The sequence below is a fragment of the Subtercola sp. Z020 genome, from assembly GCF_002931235.1.
Classification (GTDB): Bacteria; Actinomycetota; Actinomycetes; order Actinomycetales; family Microbacteriaceae; genus Subtercola.
Genome location: NZ_PSTT01000100.1, coordinates 14,321 through 38,223 on the forward strand (window position 1 = coordinate 14,321; position 23,903 = coordinate 38,223).

Consider the following 23,903-nt stretch of genomic DNA (forward strand, 5'->3'; position numbering starts at 1 on the left):
CCCTTCCGACGAACTGAGACGTGGGAAGGTGTGGCAGAAATCCACACCTCCCCACTCGGTTCAGTTGGTCAGAATGTTGAGCATGCCGACCGACCACCAGTGGCTGGGATCGATCCCGGTGTTGTGGACGTTGACGTAGCGGGCCGTCCGCGTGGCGAAGAGGGCATTGACTACGCCATATCCGGTGCCCATTGCGACCTTTGTCCAGGTGACCTTGTCCGGGGAAGTGTAGATCTCGTAGCCTCGGGGAAAGTCACCGCCTTTGCTGTCCGGTCCACCGGTGGCGATCAGTTGCACGCCTTTGAACGTCTGAGTGGTACCGAGATCGACTTCGTACCATTCGTTGTTGTTCTGCGGCTGCCCTGATTGCCACCGGGAGTCGAGCCACTGATCGATTCCTGAGTTCGCTGTCGGCCCGTTGGCAAAGGCCGAGGCCACCCATCCAGTGTGACTCAATGGCGACCAGGTGACACCGGATGCCGTGGAAATTGCGCCGTTGTAGACACGCACCTCCCCTACCGTCCACCAGTTGGACGACCAGCCTGTGGTCAGCTGTACGCGGATGTACCGCGCGGTCTGAGTTCCCACAGCAATACGTGTTTGGTTCGAGGCCCCCGCGCCGGTTGCAACCGATGATCCCCAGGTGACGCCGTCGGTGCTGAGCTGGACTGCGAAGCCTCGGGGATAGTCGCCCGATGCCGATCCAGAGTTCAGCTCGATGGTGTCAAATGTCCGCGTCGCGCCGAGGTCTGTCTGGAACCACTGGCCTGCCGCCTGTGCAGTTCCAGTCGACCACTTCGATTCGACCTTCCCGTCCCACGCCGCCGCCGCTGCTGTTCCAGCTCCGGTAACTGATGCGGTGGTCGATCCGGAGTTTCGAGGAAGCAGGCCTGTCTGGCTGTTGTAGACGCTCACGTCACCGATGGACCACCACTTGTTTGCTGCTGCAGTGAGGGTGATGCGGATGAAGCGCGCGGTTGTCGGGGAGAACGAAACGTTCGTGAAGGAGGTGGAACCGTTTCCGTAGGAGACAGTTCCACTCCAGGTCGTTCCGTTTGTCGAGGTCTGCACGGTGTACGCCGCCGGTCCATCGGTGGCGAGTTCGATCTGGTTCAAAGACACCTGGTCGAAGGTGCGAGTCGCGCCGAGGTCGAGAGTGAAGCTCTGTCCGGCTGCCTGATTTGCTCCCGACATCCATCGCGTGCGTGGGTTACCGTCGATAGCTTGCGCGGGAGTGTATGCGTCCGAGGTGTTCGTCGCCGTGGCCGACCATCCGGCCTTGCTGATCGCGTTGCCAGTCGTCGGCGTGTAGACATAGGTGGCGATGGTGTCCCCGGGGATCGTGTCGGTGAACTCGCCGTCCGGAGTCGCGATCCGGATGGGCGCAGCTGGGGTGTTGAGCGTCGTCGTGTTGTAACGGGCCGGGTCCGAATCGGGGAGTCCCGTAGCGTCGGGACGGTTCGCGACAATGACCGCCACAGAACCGTCAGGGTTCTGGAAGGCAACGTTCGAGATGTTGCCCATCCGGTCGGTGCTGTCGATCCGTTTCGCCCCTAAGTGAAGGTTCTTGGAGAACTGCCCCCAGATGTAATACCACCCGTTGAGGTCATATTGGGTCGCGTCTCCCGTCTTTGGCGAGATCAGCGACGGAGTATCTGCGTCTGGGTCGTTGGGGTTGACCCGGCGATCGGCCCACCAACTCGGCCCTGCGTTGCACAGAACGAGGTCATTGGTGGTGTCGTCGATGGCGTTGCATTGTGTGTATTCGAACATCGTCGCCCAGCCGGAGTATGAGCTGACTCCACCGCGGAAGAACTCGATGAGCTTGTTCGCGCCCTGAGTGATTTCGGTCATGTGCTGAGTTTTGGTGGGGTACTGAGCGGTGACCGCGTTGGGCTGCCACATGTTCGAGCTGTCGTAGTTGTGATATGCAATGCCATCGACGGCCGTGTTGGTCGCAGTGTCGCCCAGAAGAGCGTCGGTGTACTTGAAGGTCTCGTTGGACAGGTTCGCGTCCATACCCCAGATCTTCGTCGTGATACCGGCGGCGGTGAACTTCTGCTTGAGTACCTTCGCGAAGTCCTGCATCTGGCCCGGTGTGAAACAGGTCGTCGGGTAAGGCATCTGGATGTCCGGCTCGTTCTGCAGGGTCACGGCATAGATGGGAAGCCCCTGCCCCGCGTACGCCTGAACGTACTTGGCGTAGTAATCGGCCAGCACGGGGTAGTAGTCGTTCGCGGAGCCCGTGTTGTTTGCTCCCGAGTTTCCGTGTTGGACCCGCGGTGCCGTGCCGTCGGTCGCACAGTTGCCGAAGACGCCCTCGGGGCCGGTGATGCTGTTGTTGGTCTTCATCCATGCCGGCGGGGACCAGAGCGAAGCGTAGAAACGGAGCTCCGGGTTGATCTGCCGCATGCGCTGCATCACGCTGATCTTCCCGTCCGTGATGTCTCGATTGATCGAGAATGTGGACAGGGTCGGGTCGGGATTGCCGCCATTGTCTGCGTAGGTCCAGAAACCTGTCGTTTTGGCTGTGCGGCAGAAGTCAGCGCACCCGATGGTGGCGCGCCAGAGGTTCATGTTGTCGCCGTTGGCCCTGCTCACCAGCGCTTGCAGTGCGTTCTCCTTGGCGGTCGCGCTCAGGCGATTGAGGTGGTAGATCGTGGTGTCCTCCAGCGACGAGCCCCAGCCGTCGTAGGACTGGTACGAGACAGACGGATCGACGTTGATCGTCGTAGCCGTGCTGCTGGTCAGTGGTGCGAGGGTCTTGTCCGCTTGCGCCGACAGCCTGTAAGAGCCCTCGTCGACGTTGTAGGACGTATAGCTGACATCGACGATGCCGCCCGCTCCCGTCGAGGCGACAGCCGTCTGCCCGGTAAGAGGTTGCACTGCCAGGACTGCGACACAAGCAGCTGCGAGGCCCCCTATCAGGCGAAGCCGGTGTGATCGAAAAGACATGGAAAGGCTCCGTGATCCTGGAGTCCACCTTGGCGCCGTTACGCCGTACCGCACTGCCACCACTGTCGCTGCGGTCGGAAGGCGAGGGCGGTGCTCCATTGGACGTACCCTCGCGAACGATTGGTCCCCATAGAAGCTGATCTACTTGCACGTGTCAATAGACCGCGAGAGATTGAATTGCTTGAGCTGTCACCGGTGTGGATTCGGCGAGCCTTCAATGACCCGCTCGACGTCATTCCGGTGCGGCGGCAATGCTGTCGAGCTCTTGGAGCGTGAGATCTGTAGGGGCGTGCAGCGCTGAATCGACGATCGAGGAGGGACGCCTGGCGCCCAGGATCGGGATGATGTTCGCGGATTGGCTGAGAAGCCAACCCAATGCGACCGCGGATACAGAGATGCCCCGGCGATCAGACACCGCAGCCGCACCCGGATGCTTCTGCGCCAGTTCGGCATCGATTTCCGCCACCGCCTGTGCTCGGAGGAACTGTTCCCGGCTGACGTTGGAGAGGCCGATCCTGGTGATGGCGCCGCTGTCTTTCAGGCGCTGCAGGGCGCGGGCGCTGACCTCGATCGGGATGAGCGGGTCGGGATGATGGAGAAAGAACAGATCGAGCGTGTCGGCCTGCAGGGCGCGGCGGCTCGCGTCGACGTGAGCGCGTAACGTCTGCTCGCTGCCGTCTATCGGGAATTGTTGCTGACCGGCGCGGTAGTGCCCTCCTTTCGTTGACACCATCACGTCGGCGCCCCGAGGGTGCGTGATGAGGGCTCTCTGGATGAGAGACTCATTGTGGGAGGGCTCGCCCATCGTGGTGTACGCGCGGGCCGTGTCGATCAGGGTGACACCTGCATCCAATGCGGCATGAATCACCTGTATTGCTTGATCGTCATCGGGATGCTCGGTCAGCGACCACTGGGCGCCGCCGAGCCCAAGGGGCCAGACCTCCCGGTCTCCAATGAGGCGAAGGTTCGTCATGACGCGGCCAGGCTGGTGCACGTGGAGAATCGCTCTCCTGCGACGTAGACGACCAGCAGGCACGGTCGCCCGGTCGGGTTCTCGAAGGCGTAGACGGTTGGATCAGTGCTTGAACTACCCAATAGGTGAAGAGCCACGCCGCGAGTCGCCCCCTCCCCCACGCCGGAGACGCCGTCTGGGTCCTCGTCGAAGACGGAGAGCCCCACCGGCGGGGAATCTTCGTGCTGAACCCACCACAGAGCAGCGCCCGTCTATGCCGTATGGTTCTGCAGGTCGGCCGGCGAGGCGGTACCGATTGTGCTGCGTCTGGGAATGAGATGAGGTCGCAACACGACGGTGCGTTTCTCCGCTCCGCCATCGCCGCGGATTTCGGCGATGAGAAGTTCGGCTGCGGCTCGGCCCATCTCCTCTCCCGGCTGGCTGATCGTCGTCACGGGTGTCGTGCTCTCGGAGGCGAAGTGGTTGTTGTCGTACCCGACAACGGCGATGTCTTCCGGGATGCGAAGATCCGGTTGTTGCTCGAGCACTTGGATGATGCCGATGGCCACGAGGTCAGATGCCGCAACGACACCGTCGACGTGCTCCTCCTGGGCGATGATCCTCTCGCCGGCGGTTCGCCCATGCGAGATGTTCATTCCGGTTGTCTCGACCAGCGACAACACCGTTCCGGCCGTCTCCCCGACGGCCCGACGGACTCCGGCGAGGCGCTCCGCGACGGCCTGCAACTGGAACGGTCCACCCGCGAAGACCAGGTTCCGTCTCCCGAGCTCGATGAGATGTCGAGCGGCGATGTATCCGCCGTGATGTTCATCGGCGACGACCCCTGCGTACTGGGCGTCTTCGGGCGCGTAGTTGACCAGAACCAGCGGCCGGCTCACGGCCTTGGAAACAAGGGACTTTGTGATGTGCGGGTCGAGTGGAGCAAGCAGGATGCCGGCCACCCGAGCCTGTTCGAACACTTCGAGGTACGACAGCTGCTTTTCGATCTCGATGTCGCTGTTGGCTATCAGTAAGTTCATGCCGTGCTCACGCAAGGTGGCTTCGGCGCCTCTGGCGATGTCGACGAAGAACGAGTTGCCCATGTCCACCAGGACGATACCGACGGTGTCGCTCGAACCTGCCGCCAGTGACCGTGCGGCATCGTTCCGCACAAATCCCAATGCGTCGATGGATGCGAGGACCCGGCGCCGTGTCGGTTCACGCACCTTCTCGGGATTGTTGAGCGTGTTCGACACCGTGCCGATTGCAACGCCCGCATGGCGTGCGACGTCTGCCATGTTCGGTTGCGGCAGGCCCAAACGAGCTTTTCGAGCATCCGTCATTGGAGCCTCCCAGCTTTGTGTCGCTACGTTAGCAAAGTAATTGAAGCGTAACCAAAAATTCGTTGACAGCCACGGGACCGGTATATATGGTTCTTTTGAAGCGCTTCATTTGAGGCACATTCGCATCTCAAGGAGGAAATGTGATCACCACAGCCAAGGGGCGCTTGGGCCGTATCGTGCCCGCCGTCGCCATCATCGGAGCCGGGGCGCTGCTGCTCGCCGGCTGTTCGTCAGGATCGACGTCATCCGCCGGAGGGAAGGGGAGCGAGAAGTTCGACTACCTCGGCGCCGACACCAACACCGAGATCTCCACCGTGCTGACCCTGATGTCGAAGGACCAGTGCTCCGCCGAGAATGCGGCCCAGCCCCTCTCCGTCGGAACGACGCCGGGCACGGGCGTCGACCAGAAGATGCAGTTGCTCGCCGGCCAGAATGCGCTTCCGGCGATCTCGACCGCCTCCGGAACGCCCAGCCTCATGACGCAGTTCGTCGAGGCGAAGAAGATCGTGAACATCACCGAAGCCCTCGGCGACGATTCGAGCAACATCCTGCCCGCAGCGCAGTCGATCATCTCGAAGCTCTACGGCGGCACCGACTCCTACGTTCTGCCCACCGAGTTCAACATCGAGGGCATCTGGTACAACAAGAAGATCTTTGCCGACAACGGCATCACCGTGCCGGAGACGTGGGACGCACTCGTCGCTGCGTCTGAGAAGCTCGAAGCTGCGGGGGTTCAGCCCATCACCGCAGACGGTAAAGACGGCTGGCCCATCACCCGGCTGATCGGCAACTACATCTTCCGCGACCAGGGCGCCGACGCCCTGCAGGCCGTGAAGGACGGCAAAGCAAAGCTGACTGACGCCGCGTACGTGAAGGCGGCCGACGCTGTCGCCTCCCTCGGCCAAGGTGGCGCGTTCGGCCCGTCTGTCGGCTCCATCGATTACAACGGCATGGAGAATGCGTTTCTGACCGGTGGTGCGGCGATGATGTACAACGGCAGCTGGACCCTGTCGAACTTCAACGATCCCGCCCAGAACACCATCGGGCTCGAGAACATCGCCTACATGCCCTTCCCTGCCGTCACGGGCGGTAAGGGTTCGATCGATGACACCCCGGCCAACATCGGCATTCCGGTGATGCTCGGCCAGAACGCTTACGGAACGAACACGCAGGCGTGGGTCAAGTGCATCGCGAAGAACTACGGCGACCTGGCCCTCGCCAACGGCGGTGTGGTCTCCGGTTTCAAGGTGAACACCGTGCCGACTGACCTCCCCGAGCTGACGCAGGTCGTTCAGGCGAAGGTTGCAGCCACGACGACGGCCACGCTCTGGTTCGAGGCCCTGTTCTCCCCGAAGCAGACCACGGTCAGCCAGACCAACGCGGCACTTCTCGCGACCGGTGCGCTGACGGGCGAGGCGTTCATGCAGATGGTTCAGGATGCGGGCCAGTAACCCGTAGCCAGCACCATGGGCCGGGCGCGCCGTCACATCACGCGGCAGCCCGGCCCCTTCTGGTCTTCCCGACACCCCAGAGAAAAGAACTGCATCCATGAAAAGCGTCCTTGGCGACAGGCGGGCGATCCTCGCCCTGCTGGGCCCTGCCCTTCTGGTCTACTCCCTCATCATCCTGATCCCGATCTTCTGGTCGTTGGGCTACACCTTCTTCTCCGGAAGCATTGTCAGCGGCTTCACGCCGAGCGGGTTCGACAACTTCATCACCTTCTTCAAGGACCCGACCGCGTGGACGGCGATCGCCTTCACCGTCAAGTACGCCGTCGTGCTGACCGTCGGCCAGGTCGTCATCGGCTACGCGTTCGCCCTGATGTACCACTTCTACCTCAAACGCGCGTCAGCGATCATCCGCACCCTCGTCTTCTTTCCCGTCGTTCTGCCCACCGTCGCCGTGGCCCTGCTCTTCCAGCAGTTCTTCCAGTCCGCACCCACCACCGGACCGATCAACGGATTCCTGAACTCGTTGGGCATTGCGAGCGTCGACTGGTTCGGGCACGCCGATTCGGCGTTCTGGGTCATCGTCGCCATGGACATCTGGCGATCGATGGGGTTCTACGCCGTTCTCCTCTATGCCGGCATCGTCGACATCCCAGACGACATCGTCGAATCCTCCCGCCTCGACGGCGCCTCCGGCTGGAAACTCCTCCGGCACATCATCCTGCCCCTGTCGCTGCCGGTGCTGCTCTCTTCGGTCATCTTCAGCATCAACGGCACCCTCAAAGTTTTCGACTCCGTGTTGGCGCTGACGAACGGAGGGCCGGGCAGCGGCACGACACCGCTGACCCTGTACATGTACCAGACCTCGTTCACCTACGGGGACTACGGCTACGGCAGCACCATCGCCCTCATGCTCACGATCCTCTGCCTGCTCGTCACCATCTTCATCTTCCGCGCACAACGACGCGACCTCACGAAAGCGTGATCCCCGTGGCCACTGCACTCCTCGACGCTCCCCCGACCACCCAGGCACAACGGCGCAGAAGCTCCCGCACCCTCAAGAGCGTTCTGCTCTCCGTGCCAATGAAGATCCTCATCGCGGTCATCCTGATCATCGAGATCTACCCGCTGTTCTGGATGCTCGTCAGCTCCTTCAAGACGCAGGCCGAGTTCCTCGGCAAACCGTTCTGGTCATTCCCCGCCGACCCCCAGTTCGTCAACTACGTCAACGCGTTCACCGTCGGCGAGATGGGGCACTACATCCTGAACAGCGCGATCGTGGTCTTCCCCTCCCTCGCGCTGATCATCCTCTTCGGAACAGCCGCGGGATTCGCGCTCGAAGTGATGGTGTTCAAGGGCCGCGGATTCATCCTGATGCTGTTCCTGGCGGGCATCCTCATCCCCGGCCAGATGATCCTGCTGCCGCTGTTCACCATCTACTTCCAGACCGGACTCACCGGTTCACTGTGGCCGCTGATCATCACCTACACGGCAACCGGCATGCCGCTGACCGTGTTCTTCATGGCCACCTACTTCCGCTCAATCCCGAAAGAGATCTTCGAAGCATCCACCCTCGACGGGGCGAGTATCTTCCGTTCGTTCTGGTCGGTGGGCTTCCCGATGGTGAGGAACGCCGTCTTCACGGTCGCGCTGGTGCAGTTTTTCTTCCTCTGGAACGACCTGCTGATTGCCCTGACCTTCACGAACAGTCAGAGCCTCCAGACCATTCAGGTCGGCCTTCTCAACTTCACCGGCAACTACGGGCAGGTCTCCTACGGGCCACTGTTCGCGGCCATCTGCGTGAGCGTCTTCGGCACCCTCGTCATCTACCTCTTTCTCAACCAGCGCGTCATGAAGGGCCTCACGGCCGGATCGGTCAAGGGCTGACCATGAGCATCACCGCCACGCAGACCCTGACCACCGACGTCTGGCTCGAGAACCGCCGGGGAACCTCGACCCTCGGAATCGGCGAGAGCCGGCCCAGACTCTCCTGGCTGTCCCCTCTCGAGAACACCCCCGCCGCAGTCGAGATCGAGTTGAGCGACAACGAAGGGCGACGAGACGTCGCCGCCGTCGACCCGCACACCACCCGGCTCATCGACTGGCCCTTCCACCCGCTGCGCTCCCGCGAGCAGGTCCAGATCCGTCTGCACATCACGCAACACGACGGGCGGGAGAGCTGGAGCCAGCCACTGACCATCGAAGCGGGACTGCTGGAGCGTCAGGACTGGTCCGTGCCGTTCATCAGCCCCTCCCCTTCTGCCCCTCAGGGAACCCTTCGACCCGGGTACCTCCTGCGTGCCGAGTTCGACGCAGAAGACCTCGGAATAGACCGGACTCGAATCAGCCAGGCCCGGATCTACTCGACTGCCCACGGCATGTACGAGCTGGAGATGAACGGAAAGCCGGTCAGCGACGAGTTGCTGGCGCCCGGGTGGACGAGCTACACCCACCGCATCCGCTACCAGACCACCGACATCACGAGAAGCCTCCTGCCGGGCAGGAACGCCATCGGCGTGTGGCTGGCAGACGGCTGGTATCGCGGGCGGATCGGGTTCGACGGCGGCGTCTGGGATGCCTACGGTCCAGACGTCTCCGTTCTGCTGCAACTCGAGTTGACACTGGATGATGGCGCCGTCGTCATCGTTCCGCTGGAGAACTCCTGGAGACACAGCGTCTCTCCGATTATCGCTACCGGACTCTACGAAGGCGAGACCTATGACGCCCGGGCTTTCCCGACAGGATGGAGCACACCGCACTTCGACGACTCCGACTGGCACACACCCAGCCGACTGGAGCTCGCTGACCACGCGGCCGTCATCGAAGCACCGACCGGACCACCGGTCAGAGTCACGGAGACACTGCGGCCAACACGTACGGAGGTGTTGCCGAGCGGGCGCATCCGGTTGGACTTCGGCCAGAACATCGCCGGTCGGCTCCGGATCCGGGTCAACGGCCCCGCCGGCCACGAACTCAGACTCCACCATGCCGAAGTCATCGAAGACGGACTCCTCGGCACCCGCCCCCTCCGCACCGCCATCTCGATCGACACCTACACCTGCAGCGGCGGCGATGGAATCGAGGAGTGGAGCCCCCGCTTCACCATCCACGGTTTTCAGTACGCCGAACTGGAGAACTGGCCGGGCTCCGTCGAAGACGTCGACGTGGAGGCGCTCGTCATCCACACCGACATGGAGAGAACCGGGTGGTTCGACAGCTCTCACCCAGGCCTGAACCGACTCCACGAGAACGTCGTCTGGAGCATGCGCGACAACTTCGTCGACCTGCCCACCGACTGCCCCCAACGAGACGAACGAGCGGGCTGGACCGGCGACATCCAGGTCTTCACCCCAACCGCCCTCTACCTTTACGGTGCCCACGGAACCCTCACCGGCTGGCTCCGTGACCTCGCGTTCGAACAACAGGACCAGGGCCACGTACCGAACTTCGTGCCCTGGATCGAGTGCGGGTTTCCGAACTTTCCGACTGCAGCCTGGGGCGACGCCGCCGTCATCGTGCCGTGGGAGCTGTACCGGCACGACGGCGACACCCGCGTGCTCGCCGAGCAGTACCAGAGCATGAAGGACTGGGTCGATCTGGTCTACCGACTCACCGGGGAGACCGGCCTGTGGAACACCGGGTTCCAACTCGGTGACTGGCTCGATCCCGCCGCGCCCCCCGACCACCCCGGCAACTCGCAGACCGACAAGTATCTTGTCGCGACCGCCTATCACGTGAAGACAGCCCGGATCCTTGCTGACGTTGCCCGCATCCTCGGCAACACCGACGACGCGGAGCGCTACACAGAGATCGCAGGCAAGGCGGCCACGGCATTCCGTGAGGAATACCTGTCGGAGACCGGGCGGGTCGTCAGCGACACCGTGGCATCCCTCGCCATCGCACTCGTCTTCAACCTGTTCGCCACCACGGAACAGGCCGCGCACGCCGGTCGACGCCTGGTCGACCTGGTCGCAGCATCCGGATACCACATCACCACCGGATTCGTCGGCACGCCCATCATCTGCGACGCGCTCACCATCGCCGGCAGCGTCGACTCAGCCTACCGACTACTCCTCCAGGACGAACTGCCCTCGTGGCTGTATCCCGTCTCGATGGGGGCCACGACCGTCTGGGAGCGCTGGGACAGCATGCTGCCCGACGGCTCGATCAACCCCGGAGGCATGACCTCCTTCAACCACTACGCCCTCGGCGCCGTGGCCGACTTCATGCACCGCGTCGTCGCCGGACTCAGCACGGAAGGCATCGGCGGCCGGGCGCTCCGGATCGCGCCCCAGCCCGGCGGCGGCCTGACCCGCGCCTCCGCGGAACACCGCGGGCCCCTCGGAACAGCATCGGCCTCATGGACCCGGATCGGCACGACATTCGAGCTCGACGTCGAGGTGCCACCGGGAGCCACCGCGACAGTCATCCTGCCGGGCACCAGCGGCGAGACCATTCCGGTCGGGCCCGGCCGACACCACTTCACCAGCACCTTCACCTCAGCCGAGGACGACCAGAAAGAACCCACACCGTGACCGACTTGCAGACCGTCATCCGCCCCGGCCAGCCCTGGCTCGACACCGCGGGCAACCGCATCCACGCCCACGGCGGCTCCATCATCACCGTCGACGGGACCTTCTACTGGTACGGCGAGAACAAAGAACGATCCACCCCCGGCTCCGACATCTGGCATTGGGGCGTGCGCTGCTACTCCTCGACAGACCTCATCAACTGGGACGACCGCGGACTGATCATCCCGCCCGACGAGACCGACCCTGACTCCCCCACGCACCCGACGCAGTACGTCGACCGACCCCACATCATCTACAACGAAACCACCGGCACGTTCGTCTGCTGGCTCAAGATCATGACCAAAGGGTCGGTGCAGCGCTCGACGGTGCTCACCTCCGACTCCATCCTCGGCCCCTACACGATCGCCCGAACCTGGCTCCGGCCGCTCGGGATGAGCGCCGGCGACTTCGACCTCGTCGTCGACCCGCACGACGGCAAGGGCTACTACTACTTCGAGCGCGTGCACTCGGAGATGATCTGCGCAGACCTGACGGACGACTACACCGATGTCACCGGGTACTACTCCACTCACTTCCCTCAGCCCCAACCCCCCTTCGTCAGGGAGGCGCCGGCCTACTTCACCCGTAACCGTCTTCACTACCTCGCAACTTCAGGAACGACCGGGTACTACCCGAACCCGTCGGAGGTTGCGGTGGCCCGCAGCTACCATGGCCCTTTCGAGGTGCTCGGCGATCTCCACCCCACCGACCGGTCGCGCACGTCGTTCCACTCCCAGATCTCGTCCATCTTCAAACACCCGACGAAGAAGGACCTCTATGTCGCACTCGGTGATCGCTGGCTCTCCACCTACCTCGCCGACGGCGCCCAGGCGCAGGAAGCGTTCATCGAACACTTCGCCCCGGGCCGAGACAGCGACGAACCCATGGAAGAGTTCGCAGAGGTCAACACCTCGATCGCCGACTACGTCTGGCTCCCCATCCGCTTCGACGGGGACAAGCCCTTCATCGACTGGCGCGACGAATGGAGCCCCGAAGAATTCGACTGAACGGACGGCGCAGCTCCACGCCTCAGAACCTGAACCATTCTGAGACGTCTCAACCGAGGCCCCTGGAGTCTCGGTTGCCCATCGCTAGGCGGGCTTTGACAACTGATCCCGGTGAGGGTTGGGCTTTTGCGAGACACGCTGCCGGTCATCCCAACGAGTGATGTCTGCCCGAGCCGGCCTTGGGGATGCCGCTCGCGGTTAGAGTTGCGCGTGTGTTGGTCTGGTTCGAGAAACGCCCGCGCGTCACCGACGCGGGCGTAGCGTTAGCGGCGTTCATCCTCTTTGGTGCGGCGGATTTTGTGCGCGACGGTGCCGCCGGGATGCTGATCGATATCGTGTTTGCGCTCTCGCTCGCTTTCTGGCGGCGGATGCCCAGCCTGGGTCTTGCGATCGCATGGGTGGGTGCGCTGGTGCAGGTCGCGACGGTCGACGGGCTGCTGGTCGGGGACCTCCTCATCCTCGCCGCGGTCTTCGCAACCGGGCTGGCAGTGAGCCGCGTTGTGCGTTGGGCAGGTCTTATATCGAGCCTGATCGGGGGAGGCATCGCCGGCGCCCGCCTGATCCTGTTCGCTCCTCCGACGGGCGACGGCGCCGCCATCCCGACCGACCCGGTTTCGCGGGGAATCTACTTCGTGATCGCGAGCGGGGTGATAGCGGCGGCCCTTACCCTGTTCTGGGCGCTGGGGGTATTGGTGCGAAACCGGCGGGCATCGGCGGTCGCACGGGCCGACCGTGACCGCGACCGCATCCTCGCCGAGGCACGCCTCACCCAGGAACGCGAACGTGCCCTGCTCAGCCGGGAGATGCACGACCTCATCGGCCACGCACTCGCCGTCGTCATCGCCCAATCCGATGGCGCGCGCTACGCGAAAGCCACCAACCCGCAGGCCGAGACGACCGCCCTGGAGACAATCAACCGCACCGCCCGTTCCGCGCTCGAGGACGTGCACGAACTGCTCAGCGTGCTGCGGGAACCCGGAGACGCGTCGACCGCTGGCATTCGCACGGGCGACCTCGACCTGCTCGTCAACAGTGTGAGGCAGGCTGGCCTCGAGGTCACAATCGCTGAGACGGGTACCCGGATGCCGCTGACCGCAGCCCACGATCTAGCGATGTTCCGGGTGCTGCAGGAGTCGCTCACCAACGCCATCAAGCACGGCGGCCGAGGAACAGCAGCAACCGTAAGCGTCGACTGGGGCACGAACGACGTGCGCTTCGGCGTCACGACAGTGGAGACATCCGGCGACGATCTGCAGGCCACCGCCCGGCCCTCGCTGGCCGGCCAGGGACTCATCGGAATGCGAGAACGGATGCGGCTCCTCGACGGAACCGTCGATGCCGGCCCCCGAACCGACGGTCAGCCCGGGTTCCGGGTCGATGCCCGCCTACCTTACCGGGCCACGGGAGTACCGCAGTGACCGCGGCGATTCGGGTGGGACTGGCGGATGATCAGCCCCTGTTCCGCGCCGGGATAGCCATGGTCGTGAATTCCCAACCCGACATCACCGTCGAATGGGAAGCGTCGAACGGTGTCGAAGCCGTCGAGCTCGCCGCATCGACCCCGGTGGACGTCGTGCTGATGGATCTCGAGATGCCCCGAATGGGCGGCATCGAGGCGATCACCCGCGTGCTGGCCTTACCGTCGGATGCCGACGCACCGCCCCGGTTCATCGTGCTGACGACGTTCGATCTCGACGACCGCACCTTCGAGGCCATCAACGCGGGGGCCAGCGGGTTCCTCCTCAAATCCACCGACCCCGAATTCCTGCTGGCGGCCATCCGCACCGTGCATTCCGGCAGCGCCGTGCTCGCGCCGAGCGCCACCGCCAATCTCATCCGGCGGTTCGCCGCACCGCACAGCGCGAACCGTTCTCAAGCGCTCGACTCGCTCACCCCTCGCGAACACGACCTCTTCGACCTCGTTGCAGCGGGGCTGAGCAACGCCGAAATCGCCACCTCGCTTCATCTCAGTGACACGACCGTGAAGACCCACGTCAGCCGCATCCTCACCAAGCTCGGCCTCCGCGACCGCGTGCAGCTGGTGATCTTCGCCTACGAGAACGGGCTCATCGGCACCGATTGAGAGCTGGGCGTCATCACAGCGATGTACGCGGAAGATGGTCACATGTACTGATTCGCCGGGCACCGGCCCTTCCTTAGCGTGGAATGACCCACGAGAAGGAGCTTCCGATGAGCGACGAACCAAGCACCAGAGTTGCCGCGGCAGCGGTCGGCGTCAGCAAGGTCTACGGCAGCGGCGCCTCCGCAACGATGGCGCTCGACGCCATCGACCTCGAGATCAGCAGCGGCAGCCTGACCGCCATCATGGGCCCAGTGGCTCGGGCAAATCGACCCTGATGCACGTGTTCGCCGGACTCGACACGGCGACCAGCGGGCGGGTCAGCATCGGCGACACCGACATCACTCACCTCGAGGACAACGCCCTCACTCTCCTCCGTCGTCGCAGTCTCGGGTTCGTGTTCCAGGCCTTCAACCTCGTGCCCACGCTCTCGGTGTTGGGCAACGTGACGCTGCCGTTCGAGCTCGACGGGCGAAAGCCCAGCGTCGCCGAGTTGGCGTGGGTGCGGCTGCTTCTCAACCGGCTCGGTATCGGAACGCTCGAAGCGCGCCGCCCGCACGAACTCTCTGGTGGGCAGCAGCAGCGTGTCGCGATCGCCCGCGCCCTGGCGATGCGGCCGCAGCTGATCTTCGCCGACGAGCCGACCGGCAACCTCGACTCTCGTTCCAGCCGCGAAGTGCTCGGGCTGCTGGGCGACCTGACCCGCGAGTTTCAGCAGACCGTCGTGCTCGTGACCCACGATCCGGTTGCCGCCTCGCACGCCGACCGGGTGATCTTCATCGCCGACGGACGGGTGGTTCAGGATGTCGCGAAGAGCGACGCCAAGACGCTCTCCGACATCATCCTGAGCCTCGAGGTCGCGGCGTGATCGCCCTCGCCTTCCGAGAGCTCTGGCACGGCGGCCGCCAGCACACGTCGAGCCTGCTCGTCGCGTTCATCACGTCGGTGTTCGCCACGATGATGATCGAAATGGACATCGTGCTGCGCGTTCAGTCCATCGGCGGCCAGTTCATCCAGCACGGTTACGTTGTGGCGCTGCTCGACGTGCTCGACCTGCTGTTCTTCTTCATCGCCGTGTTCGTCGCGTGCATCGTCACCGCGAACACGTTCGGCATCATCATGGCCGGCCGCGCAAAACACATCGCGCTCATGCGGCTGCTCGGCGCGTCAGCGAGCACCCTTCGCGGCGCCATTGCGATCGAAGGCGCTGTCGTCGGACTCGTTGGCGGCGTGCTCGGGCTCATTGTGGGACTGCTCGTTGCGCAGATCACGTACGGCGCCCTCGTCTCGTCGGGCACCTTCGTGAACGTGTCGATCGACACTCTCTCCCCTCTCCTCGTCGCACCGGTTCTGGTCGGCGTGATCAGCACCACGGGAGCAGCCTGGTTCGGATCCCGCAAGATTCTGAACGTCTCCCCCATCGAAGCGACCGGCGCCACACAGGAACCGAAAGCCGTCACCGCCAGCGAGATGCCCCGGCGGCTCCGCACCCTCGTCATCGCTGCCTTCGTCGGCGGAATCGTGCTGCTCATCGCCGGGGTCGCTGTCGGGCTGAAGAGCCCGCTCGGACTGCTCATCGCGGCCCCGGGCGGCGCGCTGAGCTTCGTCGGGTTCGTTCTCGGGTCGTCGTTCTTCATCCCCGCGATGCTCAGAGCTGCCGGCCGGCTCACCGGCCGGTCAACTCCGAGTGTGCTCGCCAGCGCCAACGCGTTGCGCTACCCCGCGCGGTCTTCGCGATCGACGATCGGGCTGGTCATCGGGGTGACGCTCGTGACGATGTTCACTGTCGCCGGGCAGTCGTTCCTCGCCGAGAGCGGCCCCGTCGCAGCTGGAGCAGAAGCAGCCGACGCAGCTGGCGACCAGGCCTTTCTGCAACTGACCATGGGCATCCTCGCCGTGCTCATCGGGTTCTCGCTCGTGATCGCCGCCATCGGGCTCGTCAACTCGCTCTCCCTCAGCGTCATCCAGCGCCGCCGCGAAATCGGGTTGCTCCGCGCCCTCGGGTTCACCAAGAGGCAGGTTCGTACGATGATCCTGGCCGAGAGCATCCAACTCACCATCGTCGGCGGAGCCACCGGCCTCGTACTCGGCGTGTTCTACGGCTGGGCAGGCGTCCTCACCGCGATCGCCAGCGACCACCACATCGGCGGTCTATTTCTGCCCACGATTCCCCCGTGGATCATCATCAGCATCATCGCCGGCGCCATCATCCTCGCCGTCGTCGCCTCCGCCGTTCCCGCCCGTTCCGCGGTACGGGTGTCCCCCGTCAGAGCATTGGCCATCGAATGATCCACATCCACACCGCCAGCCTCCTCGACCCCACACCGCTTCTCGAAGGAGTCGGGCCATGGGCATTGGTCGTTGTCATGGCCATCGTCTTCATCGAGACCGGGCTGCTGTTTCCGTTCCTGCCGGGCGACACCCTCGTCTTCACCGCCGCCCTCCTCGCCGGGCCACTCGGACTGCCACTGCCACTGCTCGTCGTTGGCGTCGCGGCCGCCGCGATCCTCGGCGACCAGACGGGGTATCACATCGGCAAACCGTTCGGGCCGCGCCTCTTCAAGCCCGACGCGCGGATCTTCAAGACGAAGTACCGCGACCAAGCCGACGAGTTCTTCACCCGCTACGGCGGCCGCGCCCTCGTACTCGCGCGGTTCGTCCCGCTGGTGCGCACGTTCGTGCCGCCGATCGTCGGGATGTCGAAGATGCCGTTCCGATCGTTCCTCCTCTGGAACGGCATCGGCGGCATCGCCTGGGCGCTCATCCTCACCCTCGCCGGCTACTTCCTCGGCGGCATCCCGTTCGTCAGGGACAACATCGAAGTGATCGCCGTCCTCATTGTCATCGTCTCTGTGCTGCCGATCGTGATCGACATCCTCCGCCGACGCCGACAGTCCTGACGGATGCCCATGAATGTTCTTGGCGGATTGGTGCCGACCCTCGTAGCGGTGCTCCTGCTTGCCGCGATCGCGCTCATCGGGCTCACGGCGGCGCACGTGCCGCAAGCCACAGCACCGCTCTGGGCGATCCTCCGGGGTGCTACGCAACTCGCCGCCCTCAGCCTGGTGCTCGCCGGAATCCTGGGCAACCCGCTGCTCGTCACCGTAGGACTGATCGTCATGTTCGCTGCGGCCGTCCACACGGTCGCACGGCGCATCCACGCCAACCGGCAGCAGACCGCGGCCGTCGGCGCCGCGATGCTCGCCGGGAACGTCGCCGTGCTCGTCATCGTCTTCACCACGGGGGCGATCGAGTTCTCACCGCGCTACGCCCTCGCGATCGGCGGCATCGTCATCGGCAACACCATGAGCATCGCGACCCTGACGGGGCGGACCTTCCACACGTCGGTTCGGGACCACTGGGGCGAGGTCGAAGGATGGCTCGCCCTCGGCGCCACACCACTGGAGTCGACCCGTCTGCTCGCCCGCACCGCCATCCACTCAGCCCTCGTGCCCTCGATAGACCAGACCAAGACAACCGGCGTCGTCGTGCTCCCCGGAGCATTCGTCGGTGCGATCTTCGGAGGTGCCTCACCCCTCGAAGCAGGCCGATTCCAGATCGTCGTGCTCGCCAGCATCCTGGCGGCTGGCACCATCACCGCCACCCTGCTCCTGCGCCTCATCGGCGCCGTCTCCCAGAAACCCGCACCCGAGATCTTCAGCCCACGGAAAGCCCGCACCACATGACAAAGCTCAGGGCGTTCCTTGCCCGTCTCAGCCCCACCGCGACACTCATCGTCATTCTGGCCGTCGGCCTGCTGATCGCGTTCCTCCTCAGCGTCGCCGTCGCTCAGATCTACGACTCGATCACCGACGTCGACGGCGTCTCAGGTCTTGACCAGCCCATTCTCAACTGGATGCTCGCCCACCGCTCCCCCGCCCTCAACAGCACCGTCACGGCGTACACGAACGTGGCCGGCCCAATCGGCATGCCCATCATCGCCGTGCTGGCTCTTGTGACCCTCGGCGTCCGGTGGCGGTCGTGGACCCCGGTCATCATGATCATCGCGGCAGGCGGCGGATCGCTCCTGCTGACCATCTCAGGCAAAGACCTCATCGGCCGGGTACGCCCACCACTGAACGACGCCGTTCCGCCCTACGAGTACTCGCCATCGTTCCCCAGCGGGCACACCCTGAACGCCGTCGTCGTCGCCGGCACCATCGCCTACCTCCTCGCGCTGCACCAGAGCTCGCGCATCGCCCGCGCACTGACCATCGGCATCGCAACAGTCTTCGCCGCCACCATCGGTCTCAGCCGCGTCTTTCTCGGGCACCACTGGTTCACGGACGTGCTCGCCGGGTTCATCCTCGGACTCGCGTGGCTCGCGATCATCATCACCGCCCACCGCCTCATGCACATCATCCACGCCAGGCGACACGCCCTCAGACACCCCGCCGACCCGAACCCAGAATCGAGCACCCCGTGAACTTCCTGCACGCGATCATCCTCGGCATAGTAGAAGGACTCACCGAGTTCCTCCCCGTCTCGAGCACCGGCCACCTCACCCTCGTCGAAAAACTCCTGGGGCTGTCGATCGACGATCCCGGAGTCACCGCTTTCACCGCGATCATCCAATTCGGTGCCATCATCGCCGTCATCATCTACTTCCACTCCGACATAGCCCGCCTGGTCGCCGCATGGTGGCGAGGCCTCTTCAACGCGGAGGCCCGCCGAAACCGCGACTACCGGTTCGCGTGGTACGTCATCGCCGGGTCCATCCCCATCGGCATCGTCGGATTCGCCGCGAAAGATGTCGTCTCGGGTGCCCTTCGGAACCTCTGGGTCGTCGTCGCCGGACTCATCCTCTGGAGCGTCGTCATGTTCATCGCTGAACGCGTCGGCCGCAGAACCCGGCTCGAAGAGAGCCTGACCCTGAAAGACGCACTCATCATCGGGCTGTTTCAGTGCATCGCACTGGTGCCCGGGGTCTCACGCTCGGGAGCGACCATCAGTGCAGGCCTTCTCCGGAACCTCGACCGCGTCGCTTCGACCAGGCTCTCGTTCTTTCTCGCCATACCCGCCCTGATTGGCGCCGGCGCCTACGAGAGTGTCAGCCAGGCATCCGCGGTGAACGCCACCGTCGGCTGGGGAGCTGTCGCAATCGGCACCATCGTCAGCTTCATCGTCGCCTACGCCTCCATCGCGTGGCTGCTCCGGCTCGTGGCACGGCATCCGATTACCGTGTTCATCTGGTACCGGATCGCCCTCGGACTCATCGTCGCAGCATTCCTTGCCACCGGCGTGATCACCGCCACCTGACCCTCGCCTCCGCATCACGACGGGCTTCAGGTCGGCCATCGTTTCCTGAATCTTCGACTCAGGAACCGTCTCTTGCGCGGAATACGGCGACGAGGGCGTTCGCGTGACCGTGACCCATCCCGAACTTCTCCTTCAGCAACGCAACCTGCTCCATGTGTTTCTGGCCGGCAACCGCCTGAAGCTCTTGCATCCAATACTCGATCGGCTGCCCGTACTTCTTCTCGATGGAGGGAAAGTACGTCGCTGGACCCGACACCGTGTTCTCTGACATGAAACGAGTGTGCCAGAACTGCAGCCCGCCTCAGCTCGTGGGCGCCGTGTTCAGTGCAGCCGCCGCGCGGACCACGGCCTGCAGCGCATCCGCATCAACGGTGTCGCCCTCACGGATGTCGACAGCCCGCCGCACGCCGGCGCCGACCGCGAGCAGCCCGGCGAGGTCGGGCAACAACGAGCCCTTCGGAAAGGTGAGTTTGACCTTGTCTTTGTAGGTCTCACCGGTGCAGATGAGCCCGCCCTGGCTCCAGACGGCAACTCCGAGCGGGTTCGTGGGCTTCTTCCACTTTGCCCCTTCGACGACGTCGGGCAGCGCCTCACAAATCAGGCTGCGGATGCGCGACAGCGCATCGCCCCGCCAGTCCGGAAAAGCGGCGATGATCTGGTCTACCTCGGTCGATGTCATGTGCTGGCCTTCTGATCGAGCGGCGCGGACTGCCCGCATACGTCATGGTAATAACGTGCGGCGAGATGCGGTTCCGTCCGACTCCTGAAACGTGCCGCGCCATGGTTCTACCGACCGCGATCGGATGACGCGCCAGGCATACGCAACGGTCGGATGGCGAGTCGATTGGCGGCCCTTAGGCAAGGCTCCCCACGCTGGCAACGCGAAGTGCATCGAGCCTATGGTGATCGCATGACCCTCCCCACCGCGGATTCGGCGTTCGCGAACCAGCCCGACGAGCCCCACACCGGAAGCCTCGCAGGCCGCCTGAACTGGCTGCGCGCCGGCGTCCTCGGCGCGAACGACGGCATCGTCTCCGTCGCCGCCATCGTCGTCGGGGTCGCAGGCGCCAGCTACTCCCCTCCCGCCATCCTTGCAGCAGGCACTGCCGCACTCATCGGCGGTGCCATCTCGATGGCCCTCGGTGAGTACGTCTCCGTTAGCAGCCAACGCGACAGCCAACGCGCCCTCATCGAGAAGGAACGCACCGAGCTGAACACCGACCCGGCCGGAGAACTCGCCGAGCTCGCTGGGCTCTATCAGGCCCGCGGACTCAGCGCAGAGACCGCCCTGCAGGTCGCCACCGAACTCACCGACCACGACGCGCTGCGCGCGCACCTCTCCATGGAACTCAACATCGACGAAGCCGATGTCGTGAGCCCGTGGCACGCCGCCGGCGCCTCAGCCCTGGCCTTTCTCGTCGGAGGCATCCTCCCGCTCCTCGCAATTCTCCTGACGCCCGAAGCAGTTCGCGTCCCCCTCACGTTCGCTGTTGTGCTCATCGCCCTCGCCATCACCGGCGTCATCGGTGCGAGACTCGGCGGCAGCCCCGTCGCACGCGCAACCATCCGGGTGGTCATCGGCGGCGCACTCGCACTCGCCGCGACCTTTATCGTCGGCACCCTCCTCGGGACAAGCGGAATCGTCTAACCGTCTCCCCCAGCCCGTTAGTCGGTCAAAACATACTTCGCGCATAACCACACGATTCACCGCCGCTGACAACACCCGCGGCTACAGTGCGTGTCTCAGAAAGCTAAAGGTTTCTGAGACACCCGCTCCCCCAAGGAGTAGTCTGCATAATCCACGAGATGCCGCGGCTGGCGACTGTCTCGAAAACTCATCTTGCTCTCGGGCATTTCTCATGACGACTTTTGAGACTTCCTGAGACATTCCGGCGACAAGGCACTCTGCGCGAAGGCGACGCAGCGCCGGGGGTCGGGCACCCGAGTGCGGCGGAGGCGCCAGTCCGACCAGCGCAGACACGAGGGGGGGGCGCACAGACCACCGGCCGGTGCGCCCCCTCGCGTCTCGGGCTAGTTGGCGGGCGGCGTGTAGAACTGCAGGTCGTTGCCCTCGGAGTCCTTGAACGGGATGATCCGGCCCCACTCGTGGTCACTGATCTCGCCGGTGAACGACACGCCCTTGCCCTTGAGTTCCTCGACCTCGGCCTCGAGGTCGCCGTCGGGCTGGAAGCTGATCACCGCACCACCCTCAGAGCGGGTGGTCGCCTTCTCCCTCGCGTTCAGGCCGATCGTCACACCGTTCGCGTCGACCTCCGCCCAATCCGGGCCCTGCTCGTCGACGTCGAATCCGAGCGCGTCCCGGTAGAACGCGACCGCGCGTGCCATGTCCTCGACGGGAACCCATACTGCTGCGACACCTGTAGCCATCACATACCTCTTCAGTTTCGGTCGCCCTGAAGCAGACGACGCTCTCGACGCTACCCGCGACATCCGAACGGCTGAGGGCCTTGCGCGAGACGGTCCGATGCTCTCTCGCAAGCGAACTTCGCGCTTCAGAGGCGGTAGAAGTCGCCGACCATCGCGAGGATGCAGAGCGCGGGAGCTGCGACGAACACCAGCAGGCCGACCCGCAACAACCAGGAGATGCGCGCGCAGGTGCGGCGAGCATCCACTCCCCCGGGCGCCGCAGCGGCGGCGAAGACCGCGACCGCTACGCAGCCGAGCACGCTACCGGCCCAGAAGACGCGCTCCCAGCGGTCGACGAGAACGCCGGCGAACCAACCGGAGACGATGACGGCGCCGCAGATGATCGCCATGGTGAGCGCTGCGACGATGAGCATCAGAGCGGCCTGCCGCTCGAGCTCGGCTCGGCACCTCGGTGCAGCGCGCCGTCAGCCGACGCTGAGGCAGCCGACTCTGAGCCGGTGGGCTCTACGGCAGCCGGCTCGGGGGCCGGGGGGCGTCAGAGGTTCGGCAGCTTGGCGAGGGCGTCGTCGGCGGCCGACTCGGTGAGGCCGAGCCTGTCGATGAGGAGGGCGCGAGCCGGCGCCTGGTCGCCGCGGCGGAGGGCCTGGTAGGCCGCATCCGCCTCCGGGCCGACGTCGGGGCCGGGGCGCTTTGTCACGCCGAGGCGGTCGGCGAGCTCGCCGGCGGTATCGGCGCCGTAGGCCTCACGGATCGCCGAGGGCAGACGGTAGGCGGTGTAGGGGCCGAGATCCATGGGGGTGTCCTTTCGAGACGAGCGAGACGAGCACGCGCAGCACGCGCGGCACGCGAGACGCGAGACGCGAAGCGCGTGACGCGAAGCGCGCGACGCGACACGCGACCGTGCGTGCCGCAGTCCCCCCATCCTCACCGCGAGCGCACGGCGCCGACAGGGGTTGCAGGATGCCCGGGGTTCTGTCAGGCGGGCGACTGGATGGCGAGCAGCGTCTTCGTGTCGAGCCCGTACACGCTGTCGATGGCCTCGTCGAGCGCGGCCACGGTGGCGAAGCCGCTGCGTGCGGCGATCTGCTCGGCCGAGCACGCACTGTCGGGGTGCAGCAGCGTCATGGCGGCGACGAGCTTGCGCTCCAGCAGCACGTCGCTCGGGCGCCTGCCGCCGAACTGCCGGTCGAAGAGATGTTCGAGGTCGCGGGTGGTGATGTGGAGGTGCCGGGCGATCGCCTTCACATCGAAGGCCGGTTCTCTGTAGCGCTCGTCGATGACGGTGAGCACCTCGGTGACGGCCGGGTCGTTGGGGCGGGTGTGCCAGTCCTGGTCGGCGCCGAGCAGGGAGGCGATCAGCTTGGCGATGATCGCCCCGGCGGGCGGGGTCTTGATGGGATGCTGCTGGGCCGTGGCGACCAGGGCGAGCAGGAACTCGAGCGCGGGATGCGTGTCGATGACGGCGGCCGCGATGGCCGTGGTCTGTTCGGGGATCAGCCCCGAGAGCACGAACGCATCGGGCCCCCGCAGACTGACCGCGAGGATGCGGGTGGGAACGGTGCAGTAGAAGGCGGGGAGCTCGTTCGTGGGCAGAACGACGCCAGAGCCGGCCACGAAGACGAACGACGACCCTCTGAGGGAGACGTGCGCGGTTCCTTCGCAGATGAACACGACGTTCACCGCCTGCTCCGTGGGGTAGCGCGGCGGGCCCTGGGGGTGCCGGTCGTCACCGAAGGCCTCCAGCCGGAAGTCGCCGACCAGGATGTCGCCGAACTGCCACTGCGTGCCCGTCGCGTGGAAGACATCCTGAGCCACCGCCTGGGGCGGGAGGAGCTCGACCTCCCGCGTGGCGCGGCCCACCACGTCGATGGTGGCATGCGTACTGAAATTCACCCGCAGT

The 23,903-nt window shown here is 64.8% G+C and carries 22 protein-coding genes and 1 pseudogene; 14 read left to right on the forward strand and 9 right to left on the reverse strand.

Annotated features, from left to right (window positions below):
- Nucleotides 1–60: 60 nt before the first annotated feature.
- The 3 genes from C5B96_RS12910 to C5B96_RS12920 all read right to left on the reverse strand — a co-directional run bounded on the left by C5B96_RS12910 (nucleotide 61) and on the right by C5B96_RS12920 (nucleotide 5,250).
- Nucleotides 61–2,886, reverse strand: coding sequence for a discoidin domain-containing protein (locus tag C5B96_RS12910; RefSeq protein ID WP_158507184.1), 2,826 nt, complete (start codon nucleotides 2,884–2,886; stop codon nucleotides 61–63).
- A gap of 301 nt (nucleotides 2,887–3,187) precedes the next feature.
- Entirely contained in the window at nucleotides 3,188–3,928 is a 741-nt protein-coding gene (locus tag C5B96_RS12915) for an aldo/keto reductase (RefSeq protein WP_146078174.1), read from the reverse strand.
- Between the two features lie 251 nt (nucleotides 3,929–4,179).
- On the reverse strand, nucleotides 4,180–5,250 hold the full coding sequence (locus C5B96_RS12920; RefSeq protein WP_104245771.1) for a LacI family DNA-binding transcriptional regulator: 1,071 nt from the start codon (nucleotides 5,248–5,250) through the stop codon (nucleotides 4,180–4,182).
- Nucleotides 5,251–5,390: 140 nt separating this feature from the next.
- Between C5B96_RS12920 and C5B96_RS12925 the strand changes: the two genes are divergently transcribed.
- From C5B96_RS12925 to C5B96_RS12985, 13 genes and pseudogenes are all read left to right on the forward strand, one after another.
- Nucleotides 5,391–6,701, forward strand: a complete 1,311-nt coding sequence (locus C5B96_RS12925; protein ID WP_233189189.1) for an ABC transporter substrate-binding protein — start codon at nucleotides 5,391–5,393, stop codon at nucleotides 6,699–6,701.
- A 97-nt stretch (nucleotides 6,702–6,798) separates the two neighbouring features.
- On the forward strand, nucleotides 6,799–7,683 hold the full coding sequence (locus C5B96_RS12930) for a carbohydrate ABC transporter permease (RefSeq protein WP_104245772.1): 885 nt from the start codon (nucleotides 6,799–6,801) through the stop codon (nucleotides 7,681–7,683).
- A 5-nt stretch (nucleotides 7,684–7,688) separates the two neighbouring features.
- Complete coding sequence (locus C5B96_RS12935) at nucleotides 7,689–8,585, forward strand: carbohydrate ABC transporter permease (RefSeq protein ID WP_233189190.1); 897 nt, start codon at nucleotides 7,689–7,691, stop codon at nucleotides 8,583–8,585.
- A gap of 2 nt (nucleotides 8,586–8,587) precedes the next feature.
- Entirely contained in the window at nucleotides 8,588–11,233 is a 2,646-nt protein-coding gene (locus tag C5B96_RS12940; protein ID WP_104245773.1) for an alpha-L-rhamnosidase, read from the forward strand.
- Nucleotides 11,230–12,276, forward strand: coding sequence for a family 43 glycosylhydrolase (locus C5B96_RS12945; protein ID WP_199176655.1), 1,047 nt, complete (start codon nucleotides 11,230–11,232; stop codon nucleotides 12,274–12,276). The genes C5B96_RS12940 and C5B96_RS12945 overlap by 4 nt, the downstream gene beginning before the upstream one ends.
- Before the next feature lie 185 nt (nucleotides 12,277–12,461).
- The gene (locus tag C5B96_RS12950) at nucleotides 12,462–13,694 is read left to right on the forward strand and encodes a histidine kinase (RefSeq protein WP_104245774.1); all 1,233 of its coding nucleotides are present in this window, start codon (nucleotides 12,462–12,464) and stop codon (nucleotides 13,692–13,694) included.
- Complete coding sequence (locus C5B96_RS12955; protein WP_104245775.1) at nucleotides 13,691–14,359, forward strand: response regulator transcription factor; 669 nt, start codon at nucleotides 13,691–13,693, stop codon at nucleotides 14,357–14,359. Before C5B96_RS12950 ends, C5B96_RS12955 begins: the two co-directional genes overlap by 4 nt.
- A gap of 107 nt (nucleotides 14,360–14,466) precedes the next feature.
- Nucleotides 14,467–15,224 (forward strand): annotated as a pseudogene (locus C5B96_RS12960) (ABC transporter ATP-binding protein).
- Entirely contained in the window at nucleotides 15,221–16,645 is a 1,425-nt protein-coding gene (locus C5B96_RS12965) for an FtsX-like permease family protein (RefSeq protein WP_104245776.1), read from the forward strand. The pseudogene C5B96_RS12960 and the gene C5B96_RS12965 overlap by 4 nt, the downstream one beginning before the upstream one ends.
- Nucleotides 16,642–17,256, forward strand: coding sequence for a VTT domain-containing protein (locus C5B96_RS12970; protein ID WP_104245777.1), 615 nt, complete (start codon nucleotides 16,642–16,644; stop codon nucleotides 17,254–17,256). The genes C5B96_RS12965 and C5B96_RS12970 overlap by 4 nt, the downstream gene beginning before the upstream one ends.
- 9 nt (nucleotides 17,257–17,265) lie before the next feature.
- The gene (locus tag C5B96_RS12975; protein WP_104245821.1) at nucleotides 17,266–18,042 is read left to right on the forward strand and encodes an ABC transporter permease; all 777 of its coding nucleotides are present in this window, start codon (nucleotides 17,266–17,268) and stop codon (nucleotides 18,040–18,042) included.
- Nucleotides 18,039–18,782 (forward strand): phosphatase PAP2 family protein, encoded by a 744-nt coding sequence (locus tag C5B96_RS12980; RefSeq protein ID WP_104245778.1) that lies wholly within the window; start codon nucleotides 18,039–18,041, stop codon nucleotides 18,780–18,782. The genes C5B96_RS12975 and C5B96_RS12980 overlap by 4 nt, the downstream gene beginning before the upstream one ends.
- The gene (locus C5B96_RS12985; RefSeq protein ID WP_104245779.1) at nucleotides 18,779–19,615 is read left to right on the forward strand and encodes an undecaprenyl-diphosphate phosphatase; all 837 of its coding nucleotides are present in this window, start codon (nucleotides 18,779–18,781) and stop codon (nucleotides 19,613–19,615) included. Before C5B96_RS12980 ends, C5B96_RS12985 begins: the two co-directional genes overlap by 4 nt.
- Before the next feature lie 58 nt (nucleotides 19,616–19,673).
- Here the strand turns inward: C5B96_RS12985 and C5B96_RS12990 are convergent, their stop codons facing one another.
- The gene (locus C5B96_RS12990; RefSeq protein ID WP_104245780.1) at nucleotides 19,674–19,886 is read right to left on the reverse strand and encodes a DUF4287 domain-containing protein; all 213 of its coding nucleotides are present in this window, start codon (nucleotides 19,884–19,886) and stop codon (nucleotides 19,674–19,676) included.
- A gap of 30 nt (nucleotides 19,887–19,916) precedes the next feature.
- Nucleotides 19,917–20,294 (reverse strand): DUF1801 domain-containing protein, encoded by a 378-nt coding sequence (locus C5B96_RS12995; RefSeq protein WP_104245781.1) that lies wholly within the window; start codon nucleotides 20,292–20,294, stop codon nucleotides 19,917–19,919.
- 231 nt (nucleotides 20,295–20,525) lie between these two features.
- Here C5B96_RS12995 and C5B96_RS13000 point away from each other — a divergent pair, with 231 nt between their 5' ends.
- Entirely contained in the window at nucleotides 20,526–21,263 is a 738-nt protein-coding gene (locus tag C5B96_RS13000) for a VIT family protein (RefSeq protein ID WP_104245782.1), read from the forward strand.
- Nucleotides 21,264–21,646: 383 nt separating this feature from the next.
- On the opposite strand, the gene C5B96_RS13005 is transcribed toward C5B96_RS13000, so the two are convergent.
- From C5B96_RS13005 to C5B96_RS13020, 4 genes are all read right to left on the reverse strand, one after another.
- Entirely contained in the window at nucleotides 21,647–22,003 is a 357-nt protein-coding gene (locus C5B96_RS13005; protein WP_104245783.1) for a VOC family protein, read from the reverse strand.
- A 125-nt stretch (nucleotides 22,004–22,128) separates the two neighbouring features.
- Nucleotides 22,129–22,416, reverse strand: coding sequence for a hypothetical protein (locus C5B96_RS13010; protein WP_104245784.1), 288 nt, complete (start codon nucleotides 22,414–22,416; stop codon nucleotides 22,129–22,131).
- Between the two features lie 122 nt (nucleotides 22,417–22,538).
- Entirely contained in the window at nucleotides 22,539–22,796 is a 258-nt protein-coding gene (locus C5B96_RS13015; protein ID WP_104245785.1) for a hypothetical protein, read from the reverse strand.
- Between the two features lie 182 nt (nucleotides 22,797–22,978).
- The gene (locus C5B96_RS13020) at nucleotides 22,979–23,896 is read right to left on the reverse strand and encodes a helix-turn-helix domain-containing protein (protein WP_104245786.1); all 918 of its coding nucleotides are present in this window, start codon (nucleotides 23,894–23,896) and stop codon (nucleotides 22,979–22,981) included.
- Nucleotides 23,897–23,903: the final 7 nt, after the last annotated feature.

Coding starts and splice junctions, on each gene's coding strand:
- C5B96_RS13015 (WP_104245785.1), bottom strand. CDS start 22,796: ATGGATCTCGGCCCCTACACCGCCTACCGTCTGCCCTCGGCGATCCGT.
- C5B96_RS13000 (WP_104245782.1), top strand. CDS start 20,526: ATGACCCTCCCCACCGCGGATTCGGCGTTCGCGAACCAGCCCGACGAG.
- C5B96_RS12915 (WP_146078174.1), bottom strand. CDS start 3,928: ATGACGAACCTTCGCCTCATTGGAGACCGGGAGGTCTGGCCCCTTGGG.
- C5B96_RS12990 (WP_104245780.1), bottom strand. CDS start 19,886: ATGTCAGAGAACACGGTGTCGGGTCCAGCGACGTACTTTCCCTCCATC.
- C5B96_RS12950 (WP_104245774.1), top strand. CDS start 12,462: ATGCCGCTCGCGGTTAGAGTTGCGCGTGTGTTGGTCTGGTTCGAGAAA.
- C5B96_RS13005 (WP_104245783.1), bottom strand. CDS start 22,003: ATGGCTACAGGTGTCGCAGCAGTATGGGTTCCCGTCGAGGACATGGCA.
- C5B96_RS13010 (WP_104245784.1), bottom strand. CDS start 22,416: ATGCTCATCGTCGCAGCGCTCACCATGGCGATCATCTGCGGCGCCGTC.
- C5B96_RS12975 (WP_104245821.1), top strand. CDS start 17,266: ATGAATGTTCTTGGCGGATTGGTGCCGACCCTCGTAGCGGTGCTCCTG.
- C5B96_RS12970 (WP_104245777.1), top strand. CDS start 16,642: ATGATCCACATCCACACCGCCAGCCTCCTCGACCCCACACCGCTTCTC.
- C5B96_RS12930 (WP_104245772.1), top strand. CDS start 6,799: ATGAAAAGCGTCCTTGGCGACAGGCGGGCGATCCTCGCCCTGCTGGGC.
- C5B96_RS12940 (WP_104245773.1), top strand. CDS start 8,588: ATGAGCATCACCGCCACGCAGACCCTGACCACCGACGTCTGGCTCGAG.
- C5B96_RS12920 (WP_104245771.1), bottom strand. CDS start 5,250: ATGACGGATGCTCGAAAAGCTCGTTTGGGCCTGCCGCAACCGAACATG.
- C5B96_RS12995 (WP_104245781.1), bottom strand. CDS start 20,294: ATGACATCGACCGAGGTAGACCAGATCATCGCCGCTTTTCCGGACTGG.
- C5B96_RS12980 (WP_104245778.1), top strand. CDS start 18,039: ATGACAAAGCTCAGGGCGTTCCTTGCCCGTCTCAGCCCCACCGCGACA.